The sequence below is a fragment of the Ruegeria sp. N11 genome, from assembly GCF_056531525.1.
Genome location: NZ_JBQFLX010000013.1, coordinates 55,601 through 78,815, shown reverse-complemented (window position 1 = coordinate 78,815; position 23,215 = coordinate 55,601). Strand labels below are relative to the sequence as shown.

17 protein-coding genes are annotated in these 23,215 nt (G+C 58.5%); 7 read left to right on the top strand and 10 right to left on the bottom strand.

The window, feature by feature from the left end:
- Positions 1–118: 118 nt before the first annotated feature.
- The 4 genes from ACR0J8_RS14820 to ACR0J8_RS14805 form a co-directional block, all read right to left on the bottom strand.
- Positions 119–691: a sarcosine oxidase subunit gamma gene (locus ACR0J8_RS14820; protein WP_480525833.1), complete on the bottom strand. Its 573-nt coding sequence runs from the start codon at positions 689–691 to the stop codon at positions 119–121.
- Entirely contained in the window at positions 684–3,644 is a 2,961-nt protein-coding gene (locus ACR0J8_RS14815; protein ID WP_480890897.1) for a sarcosine oxidase subunit alpha family protein, read from the bottom strand. Before ACR0J8_RS14815 ends, ACR0J8_RS14820 begins: the two co-directional genes overlap by 8 nt.
- A complete protein-coding gene (locus tag ACR0J8_RS14810; RefSeq protein ID WP_170611665.1) occupies positions 3,641–3,928 on the bottom strand; it encodes a sarcosine oxidase subunit delta in 288 nt (95 codons plus the stop codon). Before ACR0J8_RS14810 ends, ACR0J8_RS14815 begins: the two co-directional genes overlap by 4 nt.
- Positions 3,929–4,000: 72 nt before the next feature.
- Positions 4,001–5,251 carry a sarcosine oxidase subunit beta family protein gene (locus tag ACR0J8_RS14805; RefSeq protein ID WP_170611663.1) on the bottom strand — a complete coding sequence of 417 codons (1,251 nt, stop codon included), beginning with the start codon at positions 5,249–5,251 and terminating at the stop codon, positions 4,001–4,003.
- Positions 5,252–5,620: 369 nt separating this feature from the next.
- Here ACR0J8_RS14805 and ACR0J8_RS14800 point away from each other — a divergent pair, with 369 nt between their 5' ends.
- The 3 genes from ACR0J8_RS14800 to ACR0J8_RS14790 all read left to right on the top strand — a co-directional run bounded on the left by ACR0J8_RS14800 (position 5,621) and on the right by ACR0J8_RS14790 (position 8,205).
- Complete coding sequence (locus tag ACR0J8_RS14800; protein ID WP_480525829.1) at positions 5,621–6,232, top strand: hypothetical protein; 612 nt, start codon at positions 5,621–5,623, stop codon at positions 6,230–6,232.
- A complete protein-coding gene (locus ACR0J8_RS14795) occupies positions 6,226–7,158 on the top strand; it encodes a M48 family metalloprotease (protein ID WP_480525827.1) in 933 nt (310 codons plus the stop codon). The genes ACR0J8_RS14800 and ACR0J8_RS14795 overlap by 7 nt, the downstream gene beginning before the upstream one ends.
- A 156-nt stretch (positions 7,159–7,314) precedes the next feature.
- Positions 7,315–8,205 (top strand): LysR substrate-binding domain-containing protein, encoded by an 891-nt coding sequence (locus ACR0J8_RS14790; protein WP_480890894.1) that lies wholly within the window; start codon positions 7,315–7,317, stop codon positions 8,203–8,205.
- Positions 8,206–8,415: 210 nt separating this feature from the next.
- Here the strand turns inward: ACR0J8_RS14790 and ACR0J8_RS14785 are convergent, their stop codons facing one another.
- The 6 genes from ACR0J8_RS14785 to ACR0J8_RS14760 are packed head-to-tail and all read right to left on the bottom strand — an operon-like array spanning position 8,416 to position 17,187.
- Positions 8,416–9,615, bottom strand: coding sequence for a catalase family protein (locus tag ACR0J8_RS14785; RefSeq protein WP_480525824.1), 1,200 nt, complete (start codon positions 9,613–9,615; stop codon positions 8,416–8,418).
- Positions 9,616–9,624: 9 nt separating this feature from the next.
- A complete protein-coding gene (locus tag ACR0J8_RS14780) occupies positions 9,625–11,124 on the bottom strand; it encodes a Dyp-type peroxidase (protein WP_480890892.1) in 1,500 nt (499 codons plus the stop codon).
- Positions 11,121–12,422 (bottom strand): hypothetical protein, encoded by a 1,302-nt coding sequence (locus ACR0J8_RS14775; RefSeq protein ID WP_480525820.1) that lies wholly within the window; start codon positions 12,420–12,422, stop codon positions 11,121–11,123. Before ACR0J8_RS14775 ends, ACR0J8_RS14780 begins: the two co-directional genes overlap by 4 nt.
- 21 nt (positions 12,423–12,443) lie before the next feature.
- The gene (locus ACR0J8_RS14770; RefSeq protein WP_170611651.1) at positions 12,444–12,896 is read right to left on the bottom strand and encodes a hypothetical protein; all 453 of its coding nucleotides are present in this window, start codon (positions 12,894–12,896) and stop codon (positions 12,444–12,446) included.
- 13 nt (positions 12,897–12,909) lie between these two features.
- Complete coding sequence (locus ACR0J8_RS14765) at positions 12,910–14,766, bottom strand: GMC family oxidoreductase (RefSeq protein ID WP_480890891.1); 1,857 nt, start codon at positions 14,764–14,766, stop codon at positions 12,910–12,912.
- 9 nt (positions 14,767–14,775) lie between these two features.
- Positions 14,776–17,187, bottom strand: a complete 2,412-nt coding sequence (locus tag ACR0J8_RS14760) for a c-type cytochrome (RefSeq protein ID WP_480525816.1) — start codon at positions 17,185–17,187, stop codon at positions 14,776–14,778.
- A 335-nt stretch (positions 17,188–17,522) separates the two neighbouring features.
- On the opposite strand from ACR0J8_RS14760, the gene ACR0J8_RS14755 reads away from it, so the two are divergent.
- From ACR0J8_RS14755 to ACR0J8_RS14740, 4 genes are all read left to right on the top strand, one after another.
- Positions 17,523–19,919 carry a DUF2235 domain-containing protein gene (locus tag ACR0J8_RS14755; protein ID WP_480890888.1) on the top strand — a complete coding sequence of 799 codons (2,397 nt, stop codon included), beginning with the start codon at positions 17,523–17,525 and terminating at the stop codon, positions 19,917–19,919.
- A 127-nt stretch (positions 19,920–20,046) separates the two neighbouring features.
- The gene (locus tag ACR0J8_RS14750; protein ID WP_480525814.1) at positions 20,047–20,247 is read left to right on the top strand and encodes a hypothetical protein; all 201 of its coding nucleotides are present in this window, start codon (positions 20,047–20,049) and stop codon (positions 20,245–20,247) included.
- 486 nt (positions 20,248–20,733) lie between these two features.
- A complete protein-coding gene (locus ACR0J8_RS14745; RefSeq protein ID WP_480525813.1) occupies positions 20,734–22,713 on the top strand; it encodes a bifunctional 2',3'-cyclic-nucleotide 2'-phosphodiesterase/3'-nucleotidase in 1,980 nt (659 codons plus the stop codon).
- A gap of 169 nt (positions 22,714–22,882) precedes the next feature.
- A complete protein-coding gene (locus tag ACR0J8_RS14740; protein ID WP_480525811.1) occupies positions 22,883–23,203 on the top strand; it encodes a thioredoxin domain-containing protein in 321 nt (106 codons plus the stop codon).
- Positions 23,204–23,215: the final 12 nt, after the last annotated feature.

The window sequence follows — 23,215 nt, the reverse complement described above, 5'->3', positions numbered from 1 at the left end:
CAAGCCGCAGCCCCATTGGCCGGGGGCCGTGCAAAACCCTTCTTATTCCGACAGGGACAGTAGGAAAGGTATTAGGTTGCGCGTGCTGACACGCGCCAACACGGACAACGAAATCGCCTCAGCCCCGGCACACGGCCTGAGCTATTTCAGTAATGGCATGATGGAGTGATTTGGCCGAGGACCGAGGGCCAAGGGCCGAGAAGGACGTTCCGGTCTCGTGGCACCACAGGTAGCAACCGATGTGGTGGATCGAGCATCGTGTTGCGGCACCGGATTGCATGGTTCGGATATCAACATTGCAAAGCCGTTCGAACAGATCGCAGGCGGCCGGGCCGGTAATGTCAAACCGGCACCAGCCGTCGGTTTGTTCGACAACGGAAGCAGTGTTTCCGACAGCGGCCTTGACCTCAGCTGCCAGCATCTCTTGGCTTGCGTGATCGGCATCGATCATCCAACTGTCCGGACCAATCCAGAATGCCGAAAAGGCCGATGTCGCCACCGATTGGCCGGGCGCAGGCAGAGCCGCACCGATCAACTCATTTGCCTTGGTGACACACGCTGCCTCATGCCCTTGACGTGCGGTCAGTGACGCCAGCGCCCGCGAGGTGTTTTCCGTGATCGTCAAGCCGGGAAAGCCGTCTGATCGGGGCTCGGCACCTCCAAGCGGTGTGAGCGGTTTCAGTTTATGCACGCTGACGTCCTCCATCGGGATCGACAAAATGGGCGCTGACCACCTCGACCTTCACTTCGCTGCCCTCCAGCGGGTTGACCAGACGCAGAACCTCGCCCATCCGATCTGCACCGTTCTTCAGGAACCCGATGCCGATCGAACTGTGCAGGACCGGTGAATAGGCGGCCGAAGTGACATAGCCCTGGTCGTGGGCCGCATCGACCGGACCATCACTGGTCATCAAATGGCCCCCTGCGACCACGGGGTCGTCGGCATCCACCGGTTTGAAGCCCACCAGACGCAGAGCGTCTTCCTCGTTCAGCCCAGCGCGCTCGCTCAGGGTGTTGCCGATGCAGTCCTTCTTTTTACTGACCATCCGGCCCATACCAAGGTTCAGCGCCGTGGTAGTGCCGTTCAGCTCATTGCCGGTGGCATGCCCCTTTTCGATCCGCATGACGCCCAAGGCTTCTGTGCCATAGGGAACCACACCGAATTCCTCTCCCGCCTCCATCAGCGCGCGGATCATCGCATCGCCATAGCGTGTGGGCACGGCGATTTCATAGGCCAGCTCGCCGCTGAAAGAGATACGGAACAAACGCGCCCGGCAACCGCCGCAAACGGTGACCTCGGCGCAGGCCATGAACGGGAACGCTTTGTTCGATAGATCGAAACCCGGATCGACAATCTTTTCCAGCAACTTGCGGGAATTCGGTCCGGCCACTGCATACTGGGCCCAGGCCTCGGTGGTCGAGATCAACTGCACGTCCAGATCGGGCCACAGACATTGCCGCGCAAACTCCATCTGGCGGTAAACCAGAACGGCGTTGGCGGTGGTTGTCGTGACCACTAAGTGGTCGTCGGCCAGTCGCGCAGCGGTGCCGTCGTCATAGGCGATGCCGTCTTCACGCAGCATCAGGCCATAGCGTACCTTGCCAACCGGCAGTTTTGCGAACCCGTTGGCATAGATTCTGTTCAGGAACTCCGCCGCGTCCGTTCCCTGCACGTCGATCTTGCCCAGGGTGGTAACATCGCAGACACCAACCGATTTGCGGGTCTGCAGAACCTCGCGATCCACCGATTGCCGCCAGTGCGTCTCACCCTTTTGCGGGAACCATTGTGCCCGCAGCCAATCGCCGACTTCGGTGAACACCGCGCCCTGTTCCGTTGCCCATTTGTGGCTGGGCGTCTCTCGGGTCGGATGGAAATGTTTGCCGACCGACCGGCCAGCCAGAGCACCCATGGCAACCGGCGTATAGGGCGGGCGGAAGATGGTGGTGCCGGTTTCCGGGATCGACTTGCCTGTCATCTCGGCCATCACCGCCAGGCCACCCATATTCGACGTCTTGCCCTGGTCGGTGGCCATACCCAGCGTGGTATAGCGTTTCAGATGTTCGACCGAGACATAGTTCTCCTGATGCGCCAGTTTGACATCCTTGACGGTCACGTCGTTCTGCTGGTCGATCCAGGCGCGGCCCTTGCCCTCTTTCACATACCAGAAGGGTTGCAGGTTCACCGGTGCGTCCTCGGCCTGCGGTATATCCCCGACCTGCGCCGCAATCCCGAGGCCCGACAGTGCTGCCGCCGCCCCTTCTGCGCCGGATTTCAGCGCGCCGTGGGTCGACATCAAGCCAGCCGCGGCCCCGGCGACCGACATTCCGACCGGTAACACGTCACCCGGAACAAACGCTGCAAGACCCTCGTTCCATTGCGGGCGCCCGCGCTGATGGCATGTCAGGTGCACATTGGGGTTCCAACCGCCTGAGACAGCCAGACCGCCGCATATGATATCGCGGGTGAACCCTTTCGCTGTACGGACCGTCACCGACCCCAGACCCAGTCTGCCCTTGCTGTTGATCACCTGCGCACCGGCGAACAGTTCCGTCCCTTCGATGGCGGGTGCGTCGGCCCGCGTGTCGATCACGGCGGTGACATGTACACCTTTGGATATCAGGTCGGCAGCCGTGCGATGACCGTCATCGTTGTTGGTAAACACCGCCATGTGTTCGTGCGGTGTCACTGCCCAGCGATTGGCATAGGCCCGGGTTGCCCCGGCCAGCATCACGCCGGGGCGATCATTGTTGGCAAATGCGATGGGCCGCTCGGTTGCGCCGGCACATAACAGCGCCCGTTTCGAATAAATCCGCCACATGATCTGCCGGGGCTGCCCGACACCGGGCGTCAGTACGTGATCGGCCACCCGCTCGACAGCGCCATAGGTGCCATGATCGAAAGCCCCGATCACGGTGGTGCGCGACAGCAGGCGTACATTGTCCATTGCCGACAACTCTGCCACGGCCTGCGCTGCCCAGTCCGATCCGGCCATTCGGCCGACCTCGTAACTTTCGGCGTTAAGGCGCCCGCCCAGAACAAAATCCTCGTCCGCCAGAATGACCCGAGCACCTGCTCGGCCAGCTGTCAGCGCGGCCATCAGGCCCGCCGGACCGGCCCCGATCACCAGCAGATCGCAATGCAGAAAGCCCTTGTCGTATAAATCAGGGTCGTCCTGTCCGGACACGCTGCCCAAACCGGCCGCGCGCCGGATCGCCGGTTCATAGAGCTTTTCCCAGAACGCCTTCGGCCACATGAATGTCTTGTAATAAAAGCCTGCGGTCAGGAAGTTGCTGAACATGTCATTGACCGACAACACATCCCGCTTCAGCGACGGCCAGCGGTTTTGCGATTTTGCCTCGAGCCCGTCAAAAAGCTCGGCCACGGTGGCACGGGTGTTGGGCTCCTGCCGCGCGCCCGAGCGGAGTTCGACCAGCGCGTTGGGCTCTTCTGATCCGGACGTCAACGGCCCGCGTGGACGGTGATACTTGAACGACCGACTCATCAGCTGCACGCCATTGGCCAGCAGGGCCGAGGCCAGTGTGTCGCCAGGGTGACCCTGATATCTTTTACCGTCAAAGCTGAAGCTCAGGGGTTGGGTCTGATCGACAAGCCCACCATTCAACCGGTTGGTCTGTACACTCATTTGCTGCGCCCCCTTGCCCGGGCCACATCACGGGCCAGTTCGACGGATGTGATCTCATGCGTCAAGGTGTTGCGCGTCACCACCAACCAGGACCGGTCGCCTTGCTCGTGATACCACAACTCACGATGCTCTCCGGCCGGGTTGTCGCGCAGATAGAGATAGTCGTGAAAGGCGTCAGCAGCATTTTCGGCCTGCCAGTCGGGGCGGTCGATCAGGGCAGCGTCGCCGAGATAGACAAACTCCTGCGCATCGCGGGGCCCAAGAAGCGGATGGTTGATAATCAAGGCATTGGCTCCTGTCGCATTTTCGAACCGCGGAACCGGTTACCGGTTTTGCAGAAAATGCTCATGTCTTCTTCAGTGCAGGTTGGGCTGCGCGCCCACCCCCTTCTCATCGATCATGTGGCCGGTGCGGAACCGGTCCAGGCGATAGGCGGTCGCGACATCATGCGGCCGGTCTGTGGACAGCAGATGCGCAAAGCACCAGCCCGAGGCCGGGGTCGCCTTGAACCCGCCGTAACACCAGCCGCCGTTGAAATAGAGCCCATCAATATGTGTCCGGTCGATGAACGGAGACCCATCCATCGACATGTCCATAACACCGCCCCAGGCGCGCAGCAGACGCACCCGGCCTAGCGCCGGTATCAGCGCCACGCCGCTTTCCACAACATCCTCGATCACCGGCAGGTTCCCCCGCTGGGCATAAGTGTTGTACATGTCGATATCGCCACCAAAGACCAGTCCACCTTTGTCGGACTGGCTGCAATAGAAGTGGCCCGCGCCAAAGGTGATCACACCGTCAATCACCGGCTTCAGCCCTTCGGACACAAACGCCTGCAACACATGGCTTTCGATTGGCAGGCGCATCCCCGCCTTTTCCATCACGCGGCCTGAAGACCCGGCCACAGCCACGCCAACTTTCTTGGCCCCGATGAACCCACGCGAGGTCTCGACCCCCAGAACCTTGCCGTTCTCGATGCGAAAGCCAGTGACCTCGCAGTTCTGGATGATGTCCACGCCACGCTGATCCGCGCCACGCGCATAGCCCCAGGCCACCGCGTCGTGGCGCACCGTGCCGCCGCGCCGGTGCAGAAGGCCGCCCTTGATCGGAAAGCGGCCGTTGTCGAAGTTCAGAAATGGATACATCGCCCTGACACCCGCTGTATCCAGCAGTTCAGCGTCCGAGCCGTTCAGAATCATCGCGTTGCCCCGGCGCCGTGCCGCATCGCGCTGCGCATCCGTATGCACAAGATTAAGAATGCCGCGCTGGCTGACCATGGCGTTGAAATTGAAATCCTGCTCCAGCCCTTCCCAAAGCTTCAGGGAAAACTCGTAGAACGGCTCGTTCCCGTCCAGCAGGTAGTTCGAACGAATGATCGTCGTGTTCCGCCCGACATTTCCACCGCCGATCCAGCCCTTTTCCAGAACTGCAATCCGCGCCTCGCCGAACTCTTTAGCCAGATAGTAGGCTGTGGCCAGACCGTGGCCGCCGCCGCCTACGACAACAATATCGTATTGGCCCTGAGGTTCAGGGTCGCGCCACGCCGGTTCCCAGCCCTTGTGCCCGGTCAGAGCCTCTTTGATGACCCGAAAGCCGGAATATCGCATGCTTTGCCTCGTTCTCGTTTGGAACGCCGTCTGGCGTTCCGCTTGGCCATACTCATCGAATCTAAGACCAACACATGTCATTCCGCGACATTGTTTTTCGTTTTCGGGTCAAAATTCAGAGAAGTCGGTTAGGAGGCTTGACCTCCCGAGTATTCTAAATCGAGTGCTCGAACACAAGAAGCGGGCAATCGCACATGCGTCGTCAAGATGCTTGGTTCCATTCCGATCTGCAGATCTTAGCGCCAGAAACTGCGTTCGCTGATGTTCGACCTGTGTTTCGGCACGGTTCGCAGTAGCCGGGGAACATGAGCGTTTTTGAGAAGGGCGGGAGCTGTGGTATGATTTCACAATAAGACAAAGGATTTAGACATGTTTGAAGGTTTAAACCCCATAATTGCCTTCCGAATGTCCGAACGATTGCTGCTGACCGCAATAGTCATTGTCGTCGCTCTGGTTGTTCTTGTCGGATTCTGGAAAACCGTTCAAAAAATTACGGTGACTGACAGTGGCCCGCTGGGTGTTGCCGGGTCAATGGCCCTGTCCACCCCGGTTTTCGCGCTGTTGGCGGTGATACTGTATGCGTGGGTCAGTCTTTCGCATCCCATTTCCTATTCCGACGCGGCACCGCAGAGCGCTGCGGAAGAACAAGTTGCCGAAGCATCAGGCAGCGCCCCCAGCAGTTTCACAGGATCTCTGAGCCAGCAGTCCCATCAAGTCGCGGCGTCCGAGATCGACGCCTATGCGCGCCAGCAGGCCCGCCATCAGATCTGGACCCTGAACTGCCTTGCGGATTCGACAACCGTTCGCCCTTCGGCACAGAGCGACCTGATCAGCATCAAGCTGGCGTTGATGAAACAGGTCTGGCAGGACGATTGGGGCAATCCGGTGCAATTCGAACGCTGGGCGCAAAATCCATCAGAAGGCGTTCGCCCTTCCGATTCGGCGCTTGAGGTATTTGAAGGCAGGCACACGGGATGTTGAGGCTGGTTATTCTCATCTACGTCCTGATGACCGGCAGTCTTGCGGCCGAAGTCGTCTACAGTCCCGCCGATCTTCAGCGCGTTCGAGACCGCGCAATTCCCACGATTCAATCCGTCATGTGGCAGGACATCGTGCCACGCCTGCCTGATCCGTTTCGAGACCGCGCCAGTGACGTGCAGCTGTTTTTCCCGGAACGCGGTCCGGGGCCCATGTCATTCTATGCGTCACCCGCAAATGGCGAAATCTACATGCCATTGACCTCGTTACGGTTTTTCGATGATATCACGACTCTTCATGCCTGGTTTGAATCCCAGGACTGCCCGACGGAATACATTCAGACCTACCTCGCAGGACTTCTACGGGCGGGCGAGGATCTGCCGGCCCCGTTTGTCGCTTTTGGTCTGGATCGTGACCGGCTCTTTGCCGACAACTACACCTATGACCTGAGCGGCAAAATTTATTCTTCGGCAATTCAGTTCATTCTGGTTCATGAACTGGGGCATGTTCTGCTGGATCATCAGGCCGGTGTTGAAGGCGCAGAAAGCCGTCAACAGGAAGCCGAAGCCGACAGTTTCGCACTGGATCATTTCGCACGGTTGGGTGGAAACCCCATGGGAATATTCTGGTACTATCAGGCCGCATGGTGGCACGACCCGGCCAGTGACCGTGGAAGGCGCGAAAACACCCATCCGGTTTCAGCGGAACGCATCCGGTCGATGGCGAACCGGTTGATCGAGAACCCGGGCGATTTCGCCCATGGCGAGGCCAACCCCGAGCGTGAAGCGGGCTTTGTCAGGCAGCTTGGCGTCATGACGGCCGCATTTGCCGATCTGATTGACGATGACACTTTTCTGACCTGGATGGCTCCGGCGATGTTCAACGACTATCCGCTGTCCAATCTGCGTCAGGCCTGCCCCCACCAATAGGTGCGGATCAAAACCTTGCCAGACCGCACAAATCCCGTTTGCGTTACTCGTGTTTCGCGGGCGATGTTCGATTGCGGAACCTGCGTCATCGCAACGTCGATATCATCGTTTTGAATATCCTTGCGAAAACAGATCTGATGGTGGCACACGTAGGATATGAAAATAACGTTCAAACAAATCGATGCGTTCCGGACAGTGATTTCAACCGGAACTGTGACCGAAGCCGCCGAGGTGTTGGGGATTTCGCAGCCTGCGGTCAGCCGGCTTGTCTCGGATCTGGAATCCGAAGTTGGATTTAGCCTTTTTCAGCGCTCTGGCAGGGCGCTTGTTCCGACGGAAGAGGCGCGGCTACTGGTAAACGAAGTCCGCCAGGCCGTTAGCGGCATGGAACATATCAAGCAATCTGCGACGGCGATCCGTCATTTCGGCCACGCACGCCTCAGCCTGGTTACCACCCCGTCATTTGCGTCACAATTGGCACCGGATCTTATCAAGGAATTTTCGGAAACCTGCCCCGAAGCGATGGCGCGCATGGAATTCGAAGCCAATGACGACACTGTCGAGTGGCAGGTGTCGCAGAACTATGATTTCGGCATCAAGACAAGCCCGCCATCAAACCCGTCCTTTGAAAGCCTGAAGCTGTATGACGACGATGCCTATTGCGTGCTGCCCAAAGGTCATCCGCTTGCGGCCAAGGAAATCATCAAAGCCCGCGATCTGCAGGACGAAAGCTTTATCTCATACATGGGCCTGTCCCGCTTTCGCTTTGAAGTGGATCGGTTTTTTGAGGCTAATTCTGTTACGCGACGAATGAAATACGAAGCCCGGACAACGGACGGGATCTGCCGTCTGGTCGCGCGCGGCCTGGGCGTATCCATTGTCGGATCGTCCAGAGATTACCTAAAATCGATGCCCGGGTGCATTGCCCTGCCCTTTGCGGCGCCGCTTAGCTTTCAGGCCATCCTGTTCTGGTCCAAAAACGAGCCTTTGTCGGCGGTTGCAAAGATCTTCCTGGACCTCGCCCGCCAGAAGGCAAACTCAGCCTAGATCATGCTGCAATTGGCGACGACATGGTCAGGTTGCGGAAATGATGACCTTTCGGAAGGTGGTCACGGCTCGGACCGCCTGAGTAAGGAAAGCAAAGAACGCATTCCTCGTCCGACATCAGGGTTCCAACCAACCTGGTCTCCAAGGCAAACACCCGGCCAAAGCTTGTTCGATTAGGCGCTCATCGACAGTGCCGCTAACAGACGACCTTCATTCAAACGTCTCCGATCCGTCCGGTTCGATGTGAGCGGCCTTGTTCATTTGCTGACGAAAGACTGCCAGTTCCTGATACATTCGCCGCCGCGCCCGGCTCTGGTTGCCTAGCGGGCGGTGGTCGGCCAGCGAATGCCAGGGATTGATCCGCAAGTTCCGCGCAAAAGACATCTGGGCCGGAGTATCAAATTCCTGCTGCGGGATATGAATACGCGCGACGGGTATCCAGGGCGATTTGTCCTCGGGCCACAGCACCGAAGCATCCTCGACCGGCATCAGGTGCGGGTCGGTCTGGACCTGCACCAGCATCTCAAATTCGGCCGGGCCCGCGCGCAGCGCGCGGGACATGTTGTCCCGTAAGTAGTTCGGCGGCACGCGCCCGAACGGAACGCCGGGGATGGTCATCGGCACATCGGTCAATGGTTTGTAAGAGTACAGCATTGCCTGCCCTTCGCCCAAAAGGTACGGCACGCAACTGAAGTAGCGCTGGCCCAGCGGATTGTACTGGGTCTCGTTCCACAGACCCTGCATGAGGAAGTCGATCAGGTGTGAATCCTTTGGGTTCAGGAAATACCAGATCGGCTCGTCAATTGTGCTCCAGTATTGCAGCTTGGCATTCTCGCGCACGTCCGGCGTCACGAATGTCGGCGTGACGACGGCGGGCCAGTCCTGAGTGAATTTCTCCTCCTCCATCAGCTTCGGCCCCGGCACGTCCATCAGCTTGACGGACATCGACCCGAACCCGACATCCCGAATGTCTTCAGGCACATCCGGGCCGGGCCCGGCAAAGCGAATATAGGCCGGATAGCTTCGTTCGGTTGCAAATACGCCTTTACGCAGGTTTTCGGGCAAATCGGGATTCACCGAAAAGGTTGCGCGTACCAGCCCGTGTGTTTTGGTATTGCCACCGCGTTCGTAGGCACCGGGTTGAAAATGCAGGTTCATCTGCTCACGCATCTCATCGATGATTGTCTGCAGCGCCTCCTCTTCCCAGTCGAATATCTTCTCCTCGGCCAGGCCAAGCCCAAGGTTCGGACGCTTGCGGTTCTTGAGACGCTGAAGAAAGCGCGCCGCAGGTGCACGCACCAGGCGGTTTAGCTGCGGGCGGTAAAATGGCTCCAACCTGCGTTCGAAGTGCAGCCCGATCTGAAGCAGTGAATGCAGAAAACGGCGGATGAAAAGAAGGATAGCGCGCATGAGGATCTCCTATTCCTTCTGTTCTGCGAGCAAGCGTAACGCGCGCAAGCCGGGCAGGAAGAAATAGCCGCCGCCCCTGACGGTCACGAATTGCGGCAGGTGGTCCAACCGCTCGGCGATACCGGTCGCACGCTGGATACTGAAACTGTCTGATGCCGCGCCGCCGACGGGCTCGCGGCTTCCGACGATCGGATCCGCCTCACCGTGCAAACCATCGAAGGAAGGCGAAGACATCCAGGCGTTCTGCACAAATTCGAACTGGCGCGTGATATCGGCGCAAAGGCAGACAAAATGCAGCCCCCTTGCCTCTTGATCGACCCCTTCGTCTGACAGCGCCTGTTCAGGCGACAGTGGCGGCCCGTAGGCGCGCCCGCGACGGACAAGCCGGTGAAAGCGGGTCGACGCAACCAGATCATGCCGTCCCGGCAGCTTGTCCCGCCTGCGGCGGAACCCAAGCGTGCTGGTGATCCAGGCCAATCGACTGGTGACACCGGGTGGCTGATCACCGGTTCTCGGATTGGCCCGCCTGATATGGGCGCCGACCGGGCAGACCACGCCATCGATGTCATCCTCGTAGGTGAAATTGTTTCCCTCACGCCCGCCCTCGATCTCGCGCCTGCCCTTTATCAGCGGTGTGCCGTCCCGCGCGCGACCCACCATCGCCGTTGCCAGCGCTTCGCGGTGCGCGGCGTCGCCATGCGCCACCGAGTCGAGATGTCGCCAGAACCCCGGCACGTCCTGTTCAAGCTGGCGCATGACCAGATAGCTGCCATTGTGCCCAAAGCCGTTGTCCCCCGAGGCCGCGCCGGCATGCGCCGTTGATCCATCTTCGGCGGTGATCAGCGGACCGGAGGAGACTTCCTTGTATTCATTGACATGGCCCAGAACGACCTCGCCGGGTGCGATAAGATTGGAATACGTCTCTCGACCATGCTTGGGTGGGGGGCTTTTTCGGTCCCAATCCACTTTCGGCTCGCTGATACCATCGGCAAAACCGAAAGGCTCGATGCCGTCATTCAGGCGCGTCGGCAGTTCTTGGATGATGTCGAATGCATCGTGAAATGCGCGTTCAAGAATTGTCGACTTGAAAGGGCCGAGCCCGCGCTCGCGCGCATAGAGCATCAGCAGCACATGGACTTTACCGCCTTCCCACATCCAGTTTTCCGGCGCGTTTCCACCGGAATCACCAAGCCTTCGGATGCGGCTGTCTTCGCCCGCCATTCCGGCCAGAAATGGTTGCGAAAACTGCGCCAGAATCTCGTCCGGCAAACCAAGTGTGCGCAATCCGCCAGCCGTGAACGCAACCTGAAGCGCGACCTCGGGCGGGGTATCCAACCACTCGGCCGACGTTATGGGTGCGGATGCCAGCCAATCCCGAGCGGTCCGAGCATCCGAAACGGTCAGCAGCAGAAACTCGGCCTCGGGCAGCTTGCCATAACCAAACCGGATCAAGCCCTGCATGTCCGCGAAATCGACCGGTGTGGTCTGGATATCCCTGTTTTTGCTCATATCTTGGCCAGCCATTTGCGCAGCGCGCGAAGCCCGGGCGGCCGCCGTTCCAGCCCGGCGCGTATTTGCGAGTGCCTGTAGAGATCGACCGCAGTAAGACCGGGGTAGGCCTTGTACCAGACAAGGGTGGCTTGCTGGCGGTTCCGCAGGAAGCGTTTGAACTTGTGCTCCTGCTCGGCCCCATCCTTGATCAGAAACCGCGTACTGGGATAACCCACGCCGTTCGAAAACACGAGGTTGAGCCCCCAGGCAACTTTGTTGACGAAATCGTCCATGTAGCTTTCCAATGCACCATCGTAATTGCTGCAGAACATCACACGGCGCTTGTCATCGAAATAGACCCAACGCGCGAAATGGATTGTCTGAACGCGGGTGAGGTAGCCACGCGAGAAGATGTGCCTTGCTGCGTAATTCAACAGATACAGCGCAACCGTCGTCACCGCGCGCCGGAATCCACCGGGCTTGAGATCGCCAACCGCCGAAAAGGGGTTGGTGACGTCATGGTCTTCATAAGTGCCCATCGCAGCGATATGCGTGTCATCCGGGCGCGGCAGGATTTCGGGATCCGAACGCTCAAGCCGGCGCAGGCGCCAGATCAATAGCGGCGAGGCCAGCAGAACGAGCGGCGATATCGCCAAGAGCACCAACGGCACACCGAATTTTTCGGTCCAGTCGATGAAAACCCGCCGTAACGAAGGTGACCGCCTCGGCGTCAGGCGCAGGCGTCCTTCGCGCCGTTCGGCCGAGACAAATTCCTGCAACCGCTCGTGCAGCAGGATGGCATCTTTTGCCCCGTGGGCCTCAATAAGCGCGTGCAATTCCAATTTCAGAGCGTGCGCAAGCGCGGCTTCCTCGTGAATCTGCTGCACCGTGCGACCGCGCCTGTTTACGTAATTGGCGGCCTCGACCACATTGTGCCGGGCCATCCAATCACGCAGGTCCGTACCTTCACGGAAGTCCTCGCAATGCGAAAAGATGCGACGCAACCCTTCGCCCGCGTGATTTGCCATCTCAACCAGAAAGCTGTCCCGGTCTCCGTCCATATCGCCCAGAAACGCCAGATGCGGCGGGAAGGCGCGCGCTTCGACGCCATAAGCTTCAATGTCCCGCCATGTGTCGACTTGCGGAAGAAATAACCGCGCGACGTGCAAACGATCGAAATCAGCGAAGGGCACGATCGGGTTCTTGGGATCCGCAAGCCCCGGTTTAAGCACCATCTCGGACAGCAGCGCGCGCAAATCCTCGATGCGTCCCTCCGCAATGGGGGCCAAAATCAGAAAGGTGCTCTGCTGTGTCATGGCGGGGCCAGTCTACCAGATTTAGGACGATATCGCGTCGGCATTGAAATCCAGCGCGAAGTCGATCAGGCGATTGTCGTCCCAATAGACCTTGCCCAGATAGAGGCCAGGACCGATGGCCCGGATTTCGTCGCGGATCCATTGTGCGAGAAGCGATGTGTCGGAATAGTCCAGCACGATGCATTCCTTTCCATCGAGCCAGCTCTTGTCCTTGTAAACCTTGGCCAGAATGGCGTTAAGCCCAAACGGCAAGATACGATTGCGCAGCACCCCTTTCGACTGGTCGAAGACTTTGCCCTGCCAGGCAAAACTGTTGATAAAGCGCGAGATCAGCGGTGTGAATTTCGTGCCCGGGGCCACGATGGCGGTTCCTTCGGCTTCGCCGTCGGGAATGTCCCCGGCCGGTACGCTGGAAAACAGTTCGTCCAGTTCTTCCTGACTCATATCCATGAGCGACTCGATGCTATGTGCCATAATGGCCCCCTTTCTAGACAGTGACGTGTTTTGCATCCTCCAGAATGTCCTGGGCGGCTTTTTCGCCGACCATGTAAACAGAGGATGCGATGAAAAATCCCGGAATTCGCGGAAAGACCGAGGCGTCGGCTACCCGTAGCCCCTTTGTACCGTGTACGCGCAGGCGGCTGTCCAACACGCCGCTGTCGGGCGGCCCGATGGCGCAACTGCACGACGCGTGATGCCCCCAACACTCGTCACTTACAAACTGGGCGATTTCCGTATCCGTTTTGACATCCGGGCCGGGAATTTCCTCGGCCTCGATCTGGCCGTTGCGGCGCAGCGGCTCGGTCAGGTTGCGAACAAATTTCACCCCTTCGACAACCGCTTGCAGGTCGTCGTCGCCGCCTTGCTTAAAGTAGTTGAACTCGATGAGGGGCCGGTCGCGCGGATCAGCCGAGGCCAGCCGCACGCGCCCCGTCGCATTTGCTGTATGGGCCTTCAGGACGGCCCAGCTCAGATGGTTGCGGCTGCGCGCCAGATCAGCAGCATAGCCGGGGTAGTAGCCAGCGAACCGCCCTAACAATGCCATGCAAAACAAATCAGGCAGCTTCTTGTCCGGGCTCGAACGCCGAATAACGCCCAGCGCTGCGCCGTTGGTTGAATACAGACCCTTACCGGTGTCCTGCCATTCCCGCCATAGCGGATCGCCGGATTCATAACGGCAGTCGGTCAAGCTTTCCCAGCAATCCACCGCCATGCGGTTTACGACGGCAACTTCGTAGCGATCCTGCAGGTTGCGACCAACGCCGTCCAGCGCGATGCGTTGCGGAATACCCGCCCGAGCCAGTTCGTCGGCCGGACCAATTCCCGACAGCATCAGCAATTGCGGAGTGTTGAAGGCGCCACCCGCAAGAATTACTTCGTGTTTAGCCTGCACGCGCCGTCGAATTCCCTGACTGTCGCTTGGGGTTGCATGCGCACGATAAAGCCGCTCTCCCTTGAGGTATTCGACCCCGGTCGCGCGGTTCTGATCATCAAACAGAACCCGGGTCGCCAGTGCGTCCAGCTCGACCGTCAGACAATCCGGATAACGCCGTGCGGTTTCGAGCACCCGCTCTCGTGTGCCGATACGCCGTCCGTTTTGCGTGGTAAGCGGCGTGTAAACCAGGCCCTCGGCATTGTCGTCGATCCGGTCAAGGTCATTTGGATCTGCGGCACTCTTGAGCTGCCAGCGCAGGCGCCGTCGCACCTCGCCTGCATCACCCAGCATTTCGCGAACGGACGTGCGCACCATGTCCATGAGGTCGTCGTCGCGAAAGGCCGCCCGCGGGATCGCCTTTTCCGTCGAAAGCCAACCGCGATAGCCGTGGCCGGTCCGGTCGATGCCAATTGCATTCAGCGCCTTTTGCATCGGGCGATGGCGGCAGTTTTCGATCCGGCGGAAAATCTGATGCATCGCCTTCGGCGACCAACCGGCGTCGCCGGTAATCTTCTCGATGTGGCGCCAGTCTTCGTGATGCGGGTATACGAATATCATTGCGTTGTGTGCCGTGCAGCCACCCAGCGTACCCGCCCGTGGGTACAGTACGCCATCCGGCCCCGCCTTTGGATCGCGCGCCTGCAGGGCCGGGTCGGCATAGTGGCTGACATGAAAGTCCCAGCGCAGTGCTTCATTCTCGGTGGCGAAGGGATGAAATGCCGGCACGTCGTAGTCATCGGGCAACCGGTTTTCCGCGCTCATTCCTCGTACTCCACCTTGCGCCGAACGGGGATCGCTACCGGCCTCCAGAAGCAGCACGCGCATTCCCGCTTCGGCCAGTCGGGCCGCAACCGTGCCGCCGCCCGCGCCCGAGCCGACGACGACATAGTCATAAATGGGCGCGTCCACGCTCATACCTCAGAAACGTTTGAGGTAGGCGATCAGATCCTCCTTCTGCGGATCCGTCAGCCGGGTTCCGAAATAATGACCACGATTGACGACGAAGTCGGGGCATTTGCTGAGTTCGAGAAGCGGTTCGACCAGATCAGCGAACATGGCCCGCACTTGAGTATTGCTGGCATTGTCGGGCAAATCCTTCAGGTTCCGCTTGATCATGATGACAAGCCGGGCGAGCCTGAAATCGTGCTCGATCCGTTCCAACAAGTCGGCGTTGTCGAGCCGTATGTTGAGATTGGCAAGCAGGTTGATCGGTGTCCCCGCGGGGATCGGGCCCAGTTCGATGTCGCCGTTTTCGCTGAAAAGCCAGGGCAGTTCGTCCCGGAAGGGTTCGAACAGGCGCACCAGGAAGTCGGGCTGGAAACCACGCGGGATCATCAGGTAGCTTTGCTCGGTCGTGCGATCGATTAGTCCGGGCACCTTGTCGCCCAGTTCGCTGTCACGCAGCCGGCGTTCTGGCCACAGCATCTTGCGAATACCATCGTCGAAGGTGCGCATCCTGGCTGCGACCGACGGGTCGGGTTCATAATAGCCCACCGTGTTGTTCAACAGATACGGCGCCGTCGACCAGAGACTGATCAGCGAAGGTACACGCGTGTAACCACGACCGCCTGCAGGCATTTCGTACTTGAAGGGTTCGCCGGTCACCGGATGGTGCACCTCGATCTCGCCGACCGACGGCAGCGCCTTGTAAGTCGAGGACGAAAAATTGTCCCAGATGTTACCCTCGATGGCGTTTGTCGCCAGCGGGCTGCAGGCGTTTGTCTCAAGTAGCGTGACCGGAATCCGCATCTCATTCGACAGATAGTTATTTTCCAGAAAATCGTCGGCGTTGACGATTTCGGTTATCTCTGCCTTGAATTGATCCGTCTTGGTCAGCTCCCAGTAGTTCGACCAGCACTGCAGGTATCCCGGCCCCGAACATCCGCCTGGCATGGCCGCAAAGGCCGTTTCGGGCAACTTGGAGGAATGGCAGCGGGCGCAGTTTTCGGCAAACAGCATCTTGCCCCGGTTCACCGTCTCGTCATCTTCGGTCAGGTGCTCTGCCCCGCCCGGCGCGTCAGCCAAGTAATCCGGACGTCCGGCCTTGAGGAAATAGAGCGCAGTCAGCGGGGACTGCAGTTCCGTCGCGCGCCAATAGGCCGAATTCTTCTGCGCGGTTTCAATCTCGATGGGCGTGATCGTGCGGCCTCCGACAATCGGGTTGAAGTGCCGCGTCCATTCTTCACTGAAAAGACCGATATTGAGATAAACCCGGTTTAGCGCCCCAAGCGCGCCAACCGAATCCGCGCCGTCCTTCAGGACGCGCGGGCTGAAGCTGATATCGGGCGGCTCAAAAAGCTGGGTCAGCGGACCCTGATCCACGAAATCCTGAAACTGCATGTTGTCGCGCTCGCCCCCGGTCAGGCGTTCCTCGCCCAACCTTTCGGCTATGCGCAGACGTTCCTCCAGCAGATAGATCGCGTTCATTGTGCGCGGGTTGTTGATGTAGTCAGGCGACACCAGCGACGTATCAAGCGATCCGGGCCGCGCTGTGTGAATCAACTGGACCATGTATTGCCGGTCGTCCGGCTTCCACGCGAACACCCTGTCGAACCAGAAATACTGGGCGCCCACCGTCGCATTGAGATTGCGCATCTCGGGGTTTTCGGGGTCCTCCGGCGGGTCGATCGGGCTTGGACCGACATGGCAGAAAGCGCAAGACATGCCAACGCGATAAGGCCGGACCAGATCCTTGTCGAAATAGTAATCGGGGTCGTTGTAGAAACGCTCGGGATCCCAACGCCGCTCAGCGCGTTCGTCGAAATCCGGGTTGGGGAATAACCGAAGACCCAGAACGCCGGTTGGTTCACCGTAATATGAGCCGACAGGCATGTTGCGGCCCCGCGCACCGATTTCAACGCCCGGATATTTTTCGGCGTTGTCAAATGGGTCGGCGGCGCAATCGTCACGCCGTTTGTCCAGCCAGAGCCCATAGCGTTCGGGATCCGGGCCAGTCGCCTGATCGAAACACGGTTCGTTTATCAGACCCAGATATTCGAACCGATTGGCGCGTTGCGCTGGCAGATCAGGATGCGAAGACAGGGTCTTGAGAAGATCAAATTGACCGAACGTGTCGCGCGTCAGGCGATCCCAAAGCAAATCGTTGCCGCCGGTCCAGACCATCCACATGTTGCGACCCTTGATTTCATCCGGGCCAAGCGGAATGCCGTTGTCGATCTTGGCGAAATAGTCCTCGTCCGCGGGTGGAAAAGTCGTTTCGTCTCGCCCGACCAGCATTGCCTCGTCAAGCGGGCCTGAAAAAAGCTGCGCCAGGGCGGCAACGGGCAGAAGTGCGACCGGAAAAGTCAGCGAAATAATGCGACAAAACATCAGGCAAACTCCAATCTTCAGCTAGAAATTGGCATCAACCTCTCAGTTGGTACTGTCATATCAGTGTTGGTCCGAATCGAATTTATTGCAACCATGAAGGGAAAGCCGGGTATTTGCGCCTGGATCAAAGGGTTGGTTTTTGCGGCTGACGCGTTTTGGCGACCAGTTTGTGGGACCGTATGACGGTGTGCTCCGGTCGTCTGACCAGTAAACCGGATGAGGCTTTTATTGTTTTATTTCAAAGTCGTAATGACATGATAGTTTTTCACCGATGAGCCTACTGCCTCCTTCTGGCCACCGGTGCGCGAGGGAATTGATTAGTCCGAAGGTGCGTTATGGATGACCATAAAGACACAAAGACGGCAGCGGGCCTTCCTGAAGGGCGCAAACCGCGCACACGACCGAACAAGCGGCTCATTGTGTTCGCTGACGGTACAGGCAACGCATTCGGTGGTCAGGCATCGAACATCTGGCGACTTTATGAAGCCATCGACAAACGCGGGCTTAGTCCCCTGAAGTCCAGCCCGCAACTGGCGCGTTATATCCCGGGTGTCGGAACGTCATCGATTGGACTGGTGCGCTTGTTTGACGGTGCCACGGGGCTGGGCGTGCCGGGCAACGTGCAAAAGCTGTATCGATTCCTGTGCTGGAACTGGGAACCCGGTGACGAAATCTGGATGTTCGGCTTCAGCCGTGGAGCCTTTACTGTGCGTACGCTGGCTGGACTTATCAGCTCCCAAGGGTTGATGCCCCGGGAAGTCGACGGGACCACCGTTTCCGTCGCGGAAATGCATCGAAACTCGAAAGGCGCGTGGCGTGCCTACAGACGGCAGACCGCGCCATTTCGCGACCCGCGCACAGGCAAGGTTCGCATGAGCCCGACCGTCTCGATCGGGCGCTTCATCCGGGATGCTTGCGTATGGGCAAAACGGACCATCAGCAGACAGAAGAAACATGTCCAGGTGACAGAGATTCTGCAAAGCAAGCAACCAGAACGTTGCGCCGGCCAGATCAAAATCAGGTTCCTGGGCCTGTTTGATACGGTCGAAGCTTATGGAGTGCCGCTGGAAGAGCTGCGCGCGGTGTTCGATTTCTGGATATGGCCCATCAGTTTTCGCAACCGCGTCTGCAGCCAGGTTGTAGAACATGTCTGCCACGCCCTGTCCCTTGATGATGAGAGACGCACCTATCACCCGCTGCGATTTGATCAGACTCCACAACTCGATCTCAAGGGCTCAGGCAATCAGAAGGACGGGCCAAGGATCAAGGAGGTTTGGTTTGCCGGTGTCCACGCCGACATTGGTGGCGGATATCCCGACGATGAAGCTTCGCTTGAGCCGCTGATCTGGATGATTGAGGAAGCCAGAAAGGATGGCCTGATCTTCATTGACGAAAAGGTCCACGAACTTGACAGCCGGCGCTCGAAAAATGCGTTGATTCACGATTCACGCAGCGGATTGAAATCGGCCTACCGCTACACGCCCCGACCCGTTGAAAGTGGTGAGGCATTTGGTGGCAAGCCTGTCGTGCACAGCTCGGTCGTCCAAAAAATCCTGACTGGCCGCGATGGCTATGCGCCAGTGATGATGAACGACGATTTCCAGCCGCACGATCAACCACAACAGGTTTCACTGCACCACAACGCGGAAGTTGCCGAGCAGGTCAAGGCACTGGTCTTGTGGCGCAGGATCGCAAATATCTCGTTCATCAGCCTGCTTTTGTTCGCATTGGTCCTGCCATGGGCGGGCGAGCCCGTCCGGGCCATGTTGCAGCCCGGCCGACCGCCGGTCGGGTCAGATGGCGTCGTGCTGCCCGACGCTATATCGTCCGTCGCACCCGGCATCGTTCAGCCCTGGATACAGTCTCTGTGGAAGCATCCAGTGCTTTCGATACCGCTCATCGTGGCAATTGTGGCGCTGTTTCTGTCCGGCGCGGCGCTTCGGGACCGGATAAAGGATACCGCCCGTCAGGCCTGGACCTCGGATCGCAAAACCAATTTGCAAAAACCGGCAGACCGGTTTCTGGTTCGAACGGGCAATTTGCTGCAATCCAGCCGAACGTTGAATGCGGCTTATGCATTTCTGGGTACCAAGCTGGTGCAGGGCGTCTTGGCTGTGTTGATCTTGCTCGGCGTGTTCAAGCTTTTGCATGTCGTCAGCCTGATGTTCACCACCGTCAGCGGCAGTCTGTGCCCAGACACTGACCCCGGACATGTGATCGAACCGGGAAGCACTTTTGTTCTGCAAGATGAGTTCTCGACCCAATCTGTTTGCTGGCCGACTGGTGTCGATCTTGTCGAAGGGCAAACATACTGGATAAGGCTCGAGGAAACAGAGCCATTCACCGACAGAGGCGCACGCGTTCCGATGACCGGGTTCCAGACCAACAAACGGGTGTATGTACTGGGCAGCCTGATACGACGTTCGAGCGCAAACTGGTTTCAACCGGTCGCGCAAATCGGGGCGAAGGGCCAATCGATTTTACCGCTTTTTGACTACACAGACAAAACCACGGCGTTCATTTCGTGCTTTGATGACATGGCCGCCGAAGACGGACACAAATGCGATCCGATTGATGCACCCAAGGCGATGACGGCGCGTATCCGGGCAGAGAGAAGCGGACCGCTGTTTCTGTACGTGAACGACGCGATCATCTGGCCCTTTGACGGTTTCTATGCAAACAACGGTGGCTCCGCCCGTGTCAGCATCCTTGCAGAGAAACCGCCGCTATAACTCGTGATGCAGCGGAACTGTTTCAAAGCTCTGACCGTCAACATGCGCTCCCTCCGCTTTTGCAGAAGTGCAGCAATCAAGACTGTCGCCTAATGCCTGGGTGCAGTGCAATCAGCCGCGAAAGGCAATGTCCCAACTGAGTTACCGAGAACCCATTGCCTTTACAAACTGGTTCTGGCACCAGCCCGACAACTATGACGGAAACGAGCATTTCGGAAGGTTTCGCCAGTTTTCAGACCAACCAGGGATCAAATGGGATGATGCCCGGCATGTCTCGACCGCGCGAGGGTATCTGGTCGAATTCGAAGGTTCCTCGATCCAGAACTGATGAGTTGGAGTTTTTTCAGCAGAAACTGGTTTTCTGTCTCAGGGAACTTTGACGGCATGCACCATATTTCGAGATCGTCGTAGCACACAGAAATGCGCTCCAGAAGCCTAACCATTGGGGCGACTTCAGTTCTGCTACCGCGCCCGTCTTTGAAACCTCAGGCGCGACTTCGCTCGGGAAACGGACGGATGGTTCTCACGGCTGACTTGCCAGTTCTCCCTCTCAACGAAAATCAACAGGCAACACGTCGCATGGTGCGTTCGCATCGGAGTTTCTGGGTCCAGGTCAGATTGCCGAAGAGAAAAAGTTGAGCACGGATCGGTGGCAGTCGATTCTACATCACACAAGCGTAATTTTTTGCATTAAGCTGTCTGGAGGTCTCCGGCCATTAGCTCTGACTATTTTCGACTGACCCGGGCCGCTGTCACAAGACTGTAGCCAATACCTTGCAGAAGACCTTCGAAACACGAACCCAACAGGTGTCCCATGACTATGAAAAACACAACGGCCCTTTCTCGCCGTCAGTTTCTTGCCACGACCACGGCTGGCGCAGCGCTTGTCGTGCTGCATCCCTACTCGGCAGCGGCAAGTGGAAATCAGGCGCACCTGCGGATTATGGAAACCACGGATATTCACGTCCACGTGTTCCCATATGATTACTATGCCGATAAGCCCCGCGACACGGTGGGTCTGTCGCGCACCGCTTCGATCATCAATCAGATTCGGTCAGAAGCCACGAACTCCCTCCTGGTCGACAACGGCGATTTTCTCCAAGGCAACCCCATGGGCGACTACATCGCCTATGAGCGTGGAATGAACGAGGGCGACAGCCATCCGATCATAACGGCGTTCAACACCGTCGGCTATGACGCGGCCACCTTAGGCAACCACGAATTCAACTACGGCTTGAGCTTTTTAGAGAAAGCACTTGCAGGCGCGGAATTCCCGGTTGTTCTGGCCAACGTGGCCAAGGAAAAGGGTGCCGGCCCGCTCGGGGACAAGACGTTGGTTCAGCCGTACACCATCCTCGACCGCGAGATTGAGATGGGCGACGGCACCAAACACCCGATCAAGATCGGCGTCATCGGCTTTACCCCGCCGCAGATCATGAACTGGGACCGCAAGCATCTGGATGGCAATGTCGAGACGCGCGACATCGTTGAAACCGCCAAAGCCTACGTCCCCGAAATGCAGGAACAGGGCTGCGATCTGATTATCGCCCTATCGCATTCGGGGATTGGCGAAGCCGACCATACAGACGGTATGGAAAACGCCTCGGTCGCACTCGCAGGGGTTGACGGGATCGACGCACTTGTGACCGGGCACAATCACCTGGTCTTCCCGTCACCGACCTTTGCGGATCGCCCCGGTATCGATGTCGAGAAAGGGACGCTGATGGGGAAACCAGCCGTCATGGGCGGATTTTGGGGCTCGCATCTGGGCATTTTGGACCTGCTGCTGGAACGCGACGGATCCGAATGGCGTGTCGTCACCACCACCTCCGAAGCGCGCCCGATCTCGAAGCGGAACGAAGACCGCTCGATTACGGCTCTTGTCGGTGACGATCAGAAAGTGCTGGATTCGGTTGCCGTAGAACATGAAGAGACGCTGGCCTATGTCCGCCGCGCGGTGGGCAAAACCTCAGCTCCGCTGCACAGTTATTTTGCGCTTGTGGCGGATGACCCTTCGGTCCAGATCGTCTCGATCGCGCAGAAATGGTATATTGATCAGATGTTGAGGGGGACCGAGCACGAAGGGCTGCCGATCCTGTCGGCAGCGGCACCTTTCAAGGCCGGGGGTCGGGGTGGACCAGATTACTACACCGATGTCCCGGTTGGTGATGTCGCAATCAAGAACGTGGCAGACCTGTATCTGTACCCCAACACCGTGCGGGCCGTGCGGGTCAACGGGGCGCAGGTGCGCGGTTGGCTGGAACGGTCGGCAGGCATGTTCAATCAGATCGTGCCCGGTTCCAAGGACGCGATCCTGCTGGACCCAAGCTTCCCGTCCTACAACTTCGACGTCATGGACGGTGTGACGTATCAGATCGACCTGTCTCAACCCTCACGCTTTGGCCCCAAGGGGGAAGAGGTCAATCCCGACGCTGCGCGGATTGTGAACCTTCAGTTCAACGGCGAGCCAGTGACAGACGACATGGAGTTCGTCATCGCCACCAACAACTACCGCGCCTCGGGCGGTGGATCCTTCCCGGGCGCCTTGGGGGACACGGTTGTTTTCGAGGCCCCTGATACAAACCGCGATGTGATCGTTCGCTATATCGTCGAGCAGGGAACAATCGACCCCAAGGCGGACGCCAACTGGTCGTTTGCCCCGCTTGAGGGGACCACCGTCCTGTTCGAAACCGGGCCCAAGGCTCGTGATTATATGAACGATGTCAAAGGTGTAAGCATTGAAGACGCCGGCGACGGTGCCGACGGTTTCGCAGCGTTCCGTATCAAGCTTTGATGCGCAAAAGTTCAATCTCAAGGGCGGCCGATGGGTCGCCCTTTGTTTAATCTCGAAGCCTGCTCCGTCTCCTCGGTAACAGCTGCCTGCGTGAGGTCGTGCCTTGACTTCTCTCTACCTACTGATAGGTAGTTGCTTGTTGATTGATCCGCCCAAAGGGACATGCCTCATGAAATTCTATGACGTTGAAGGTTTCCCAAATCCTGCCTGTGCCTGTATCGCGCTTGCTGATAAACGGGCCAAGGACAGGGTTGAATTCGTCCCCGTGGATATGATGGGCGGCGAGCATTACACGAAGGCGTTCAAGGCCAGGAACCCCGAGGCCGTGGTACCCTGCCCGGAACTGGCGGGTGGCACATACATCTCGCAATGCCATGCGATCACCGAATTTATCGGCGCGGCCTTGGCCGATTTTGCAAAGGTTGACATTTCCGAAAGATTGAAAACCTGCAGTCTTGGCGCGCCAAACTTTCGAACTGCCCACCTGTAGCGGGTTAATCCC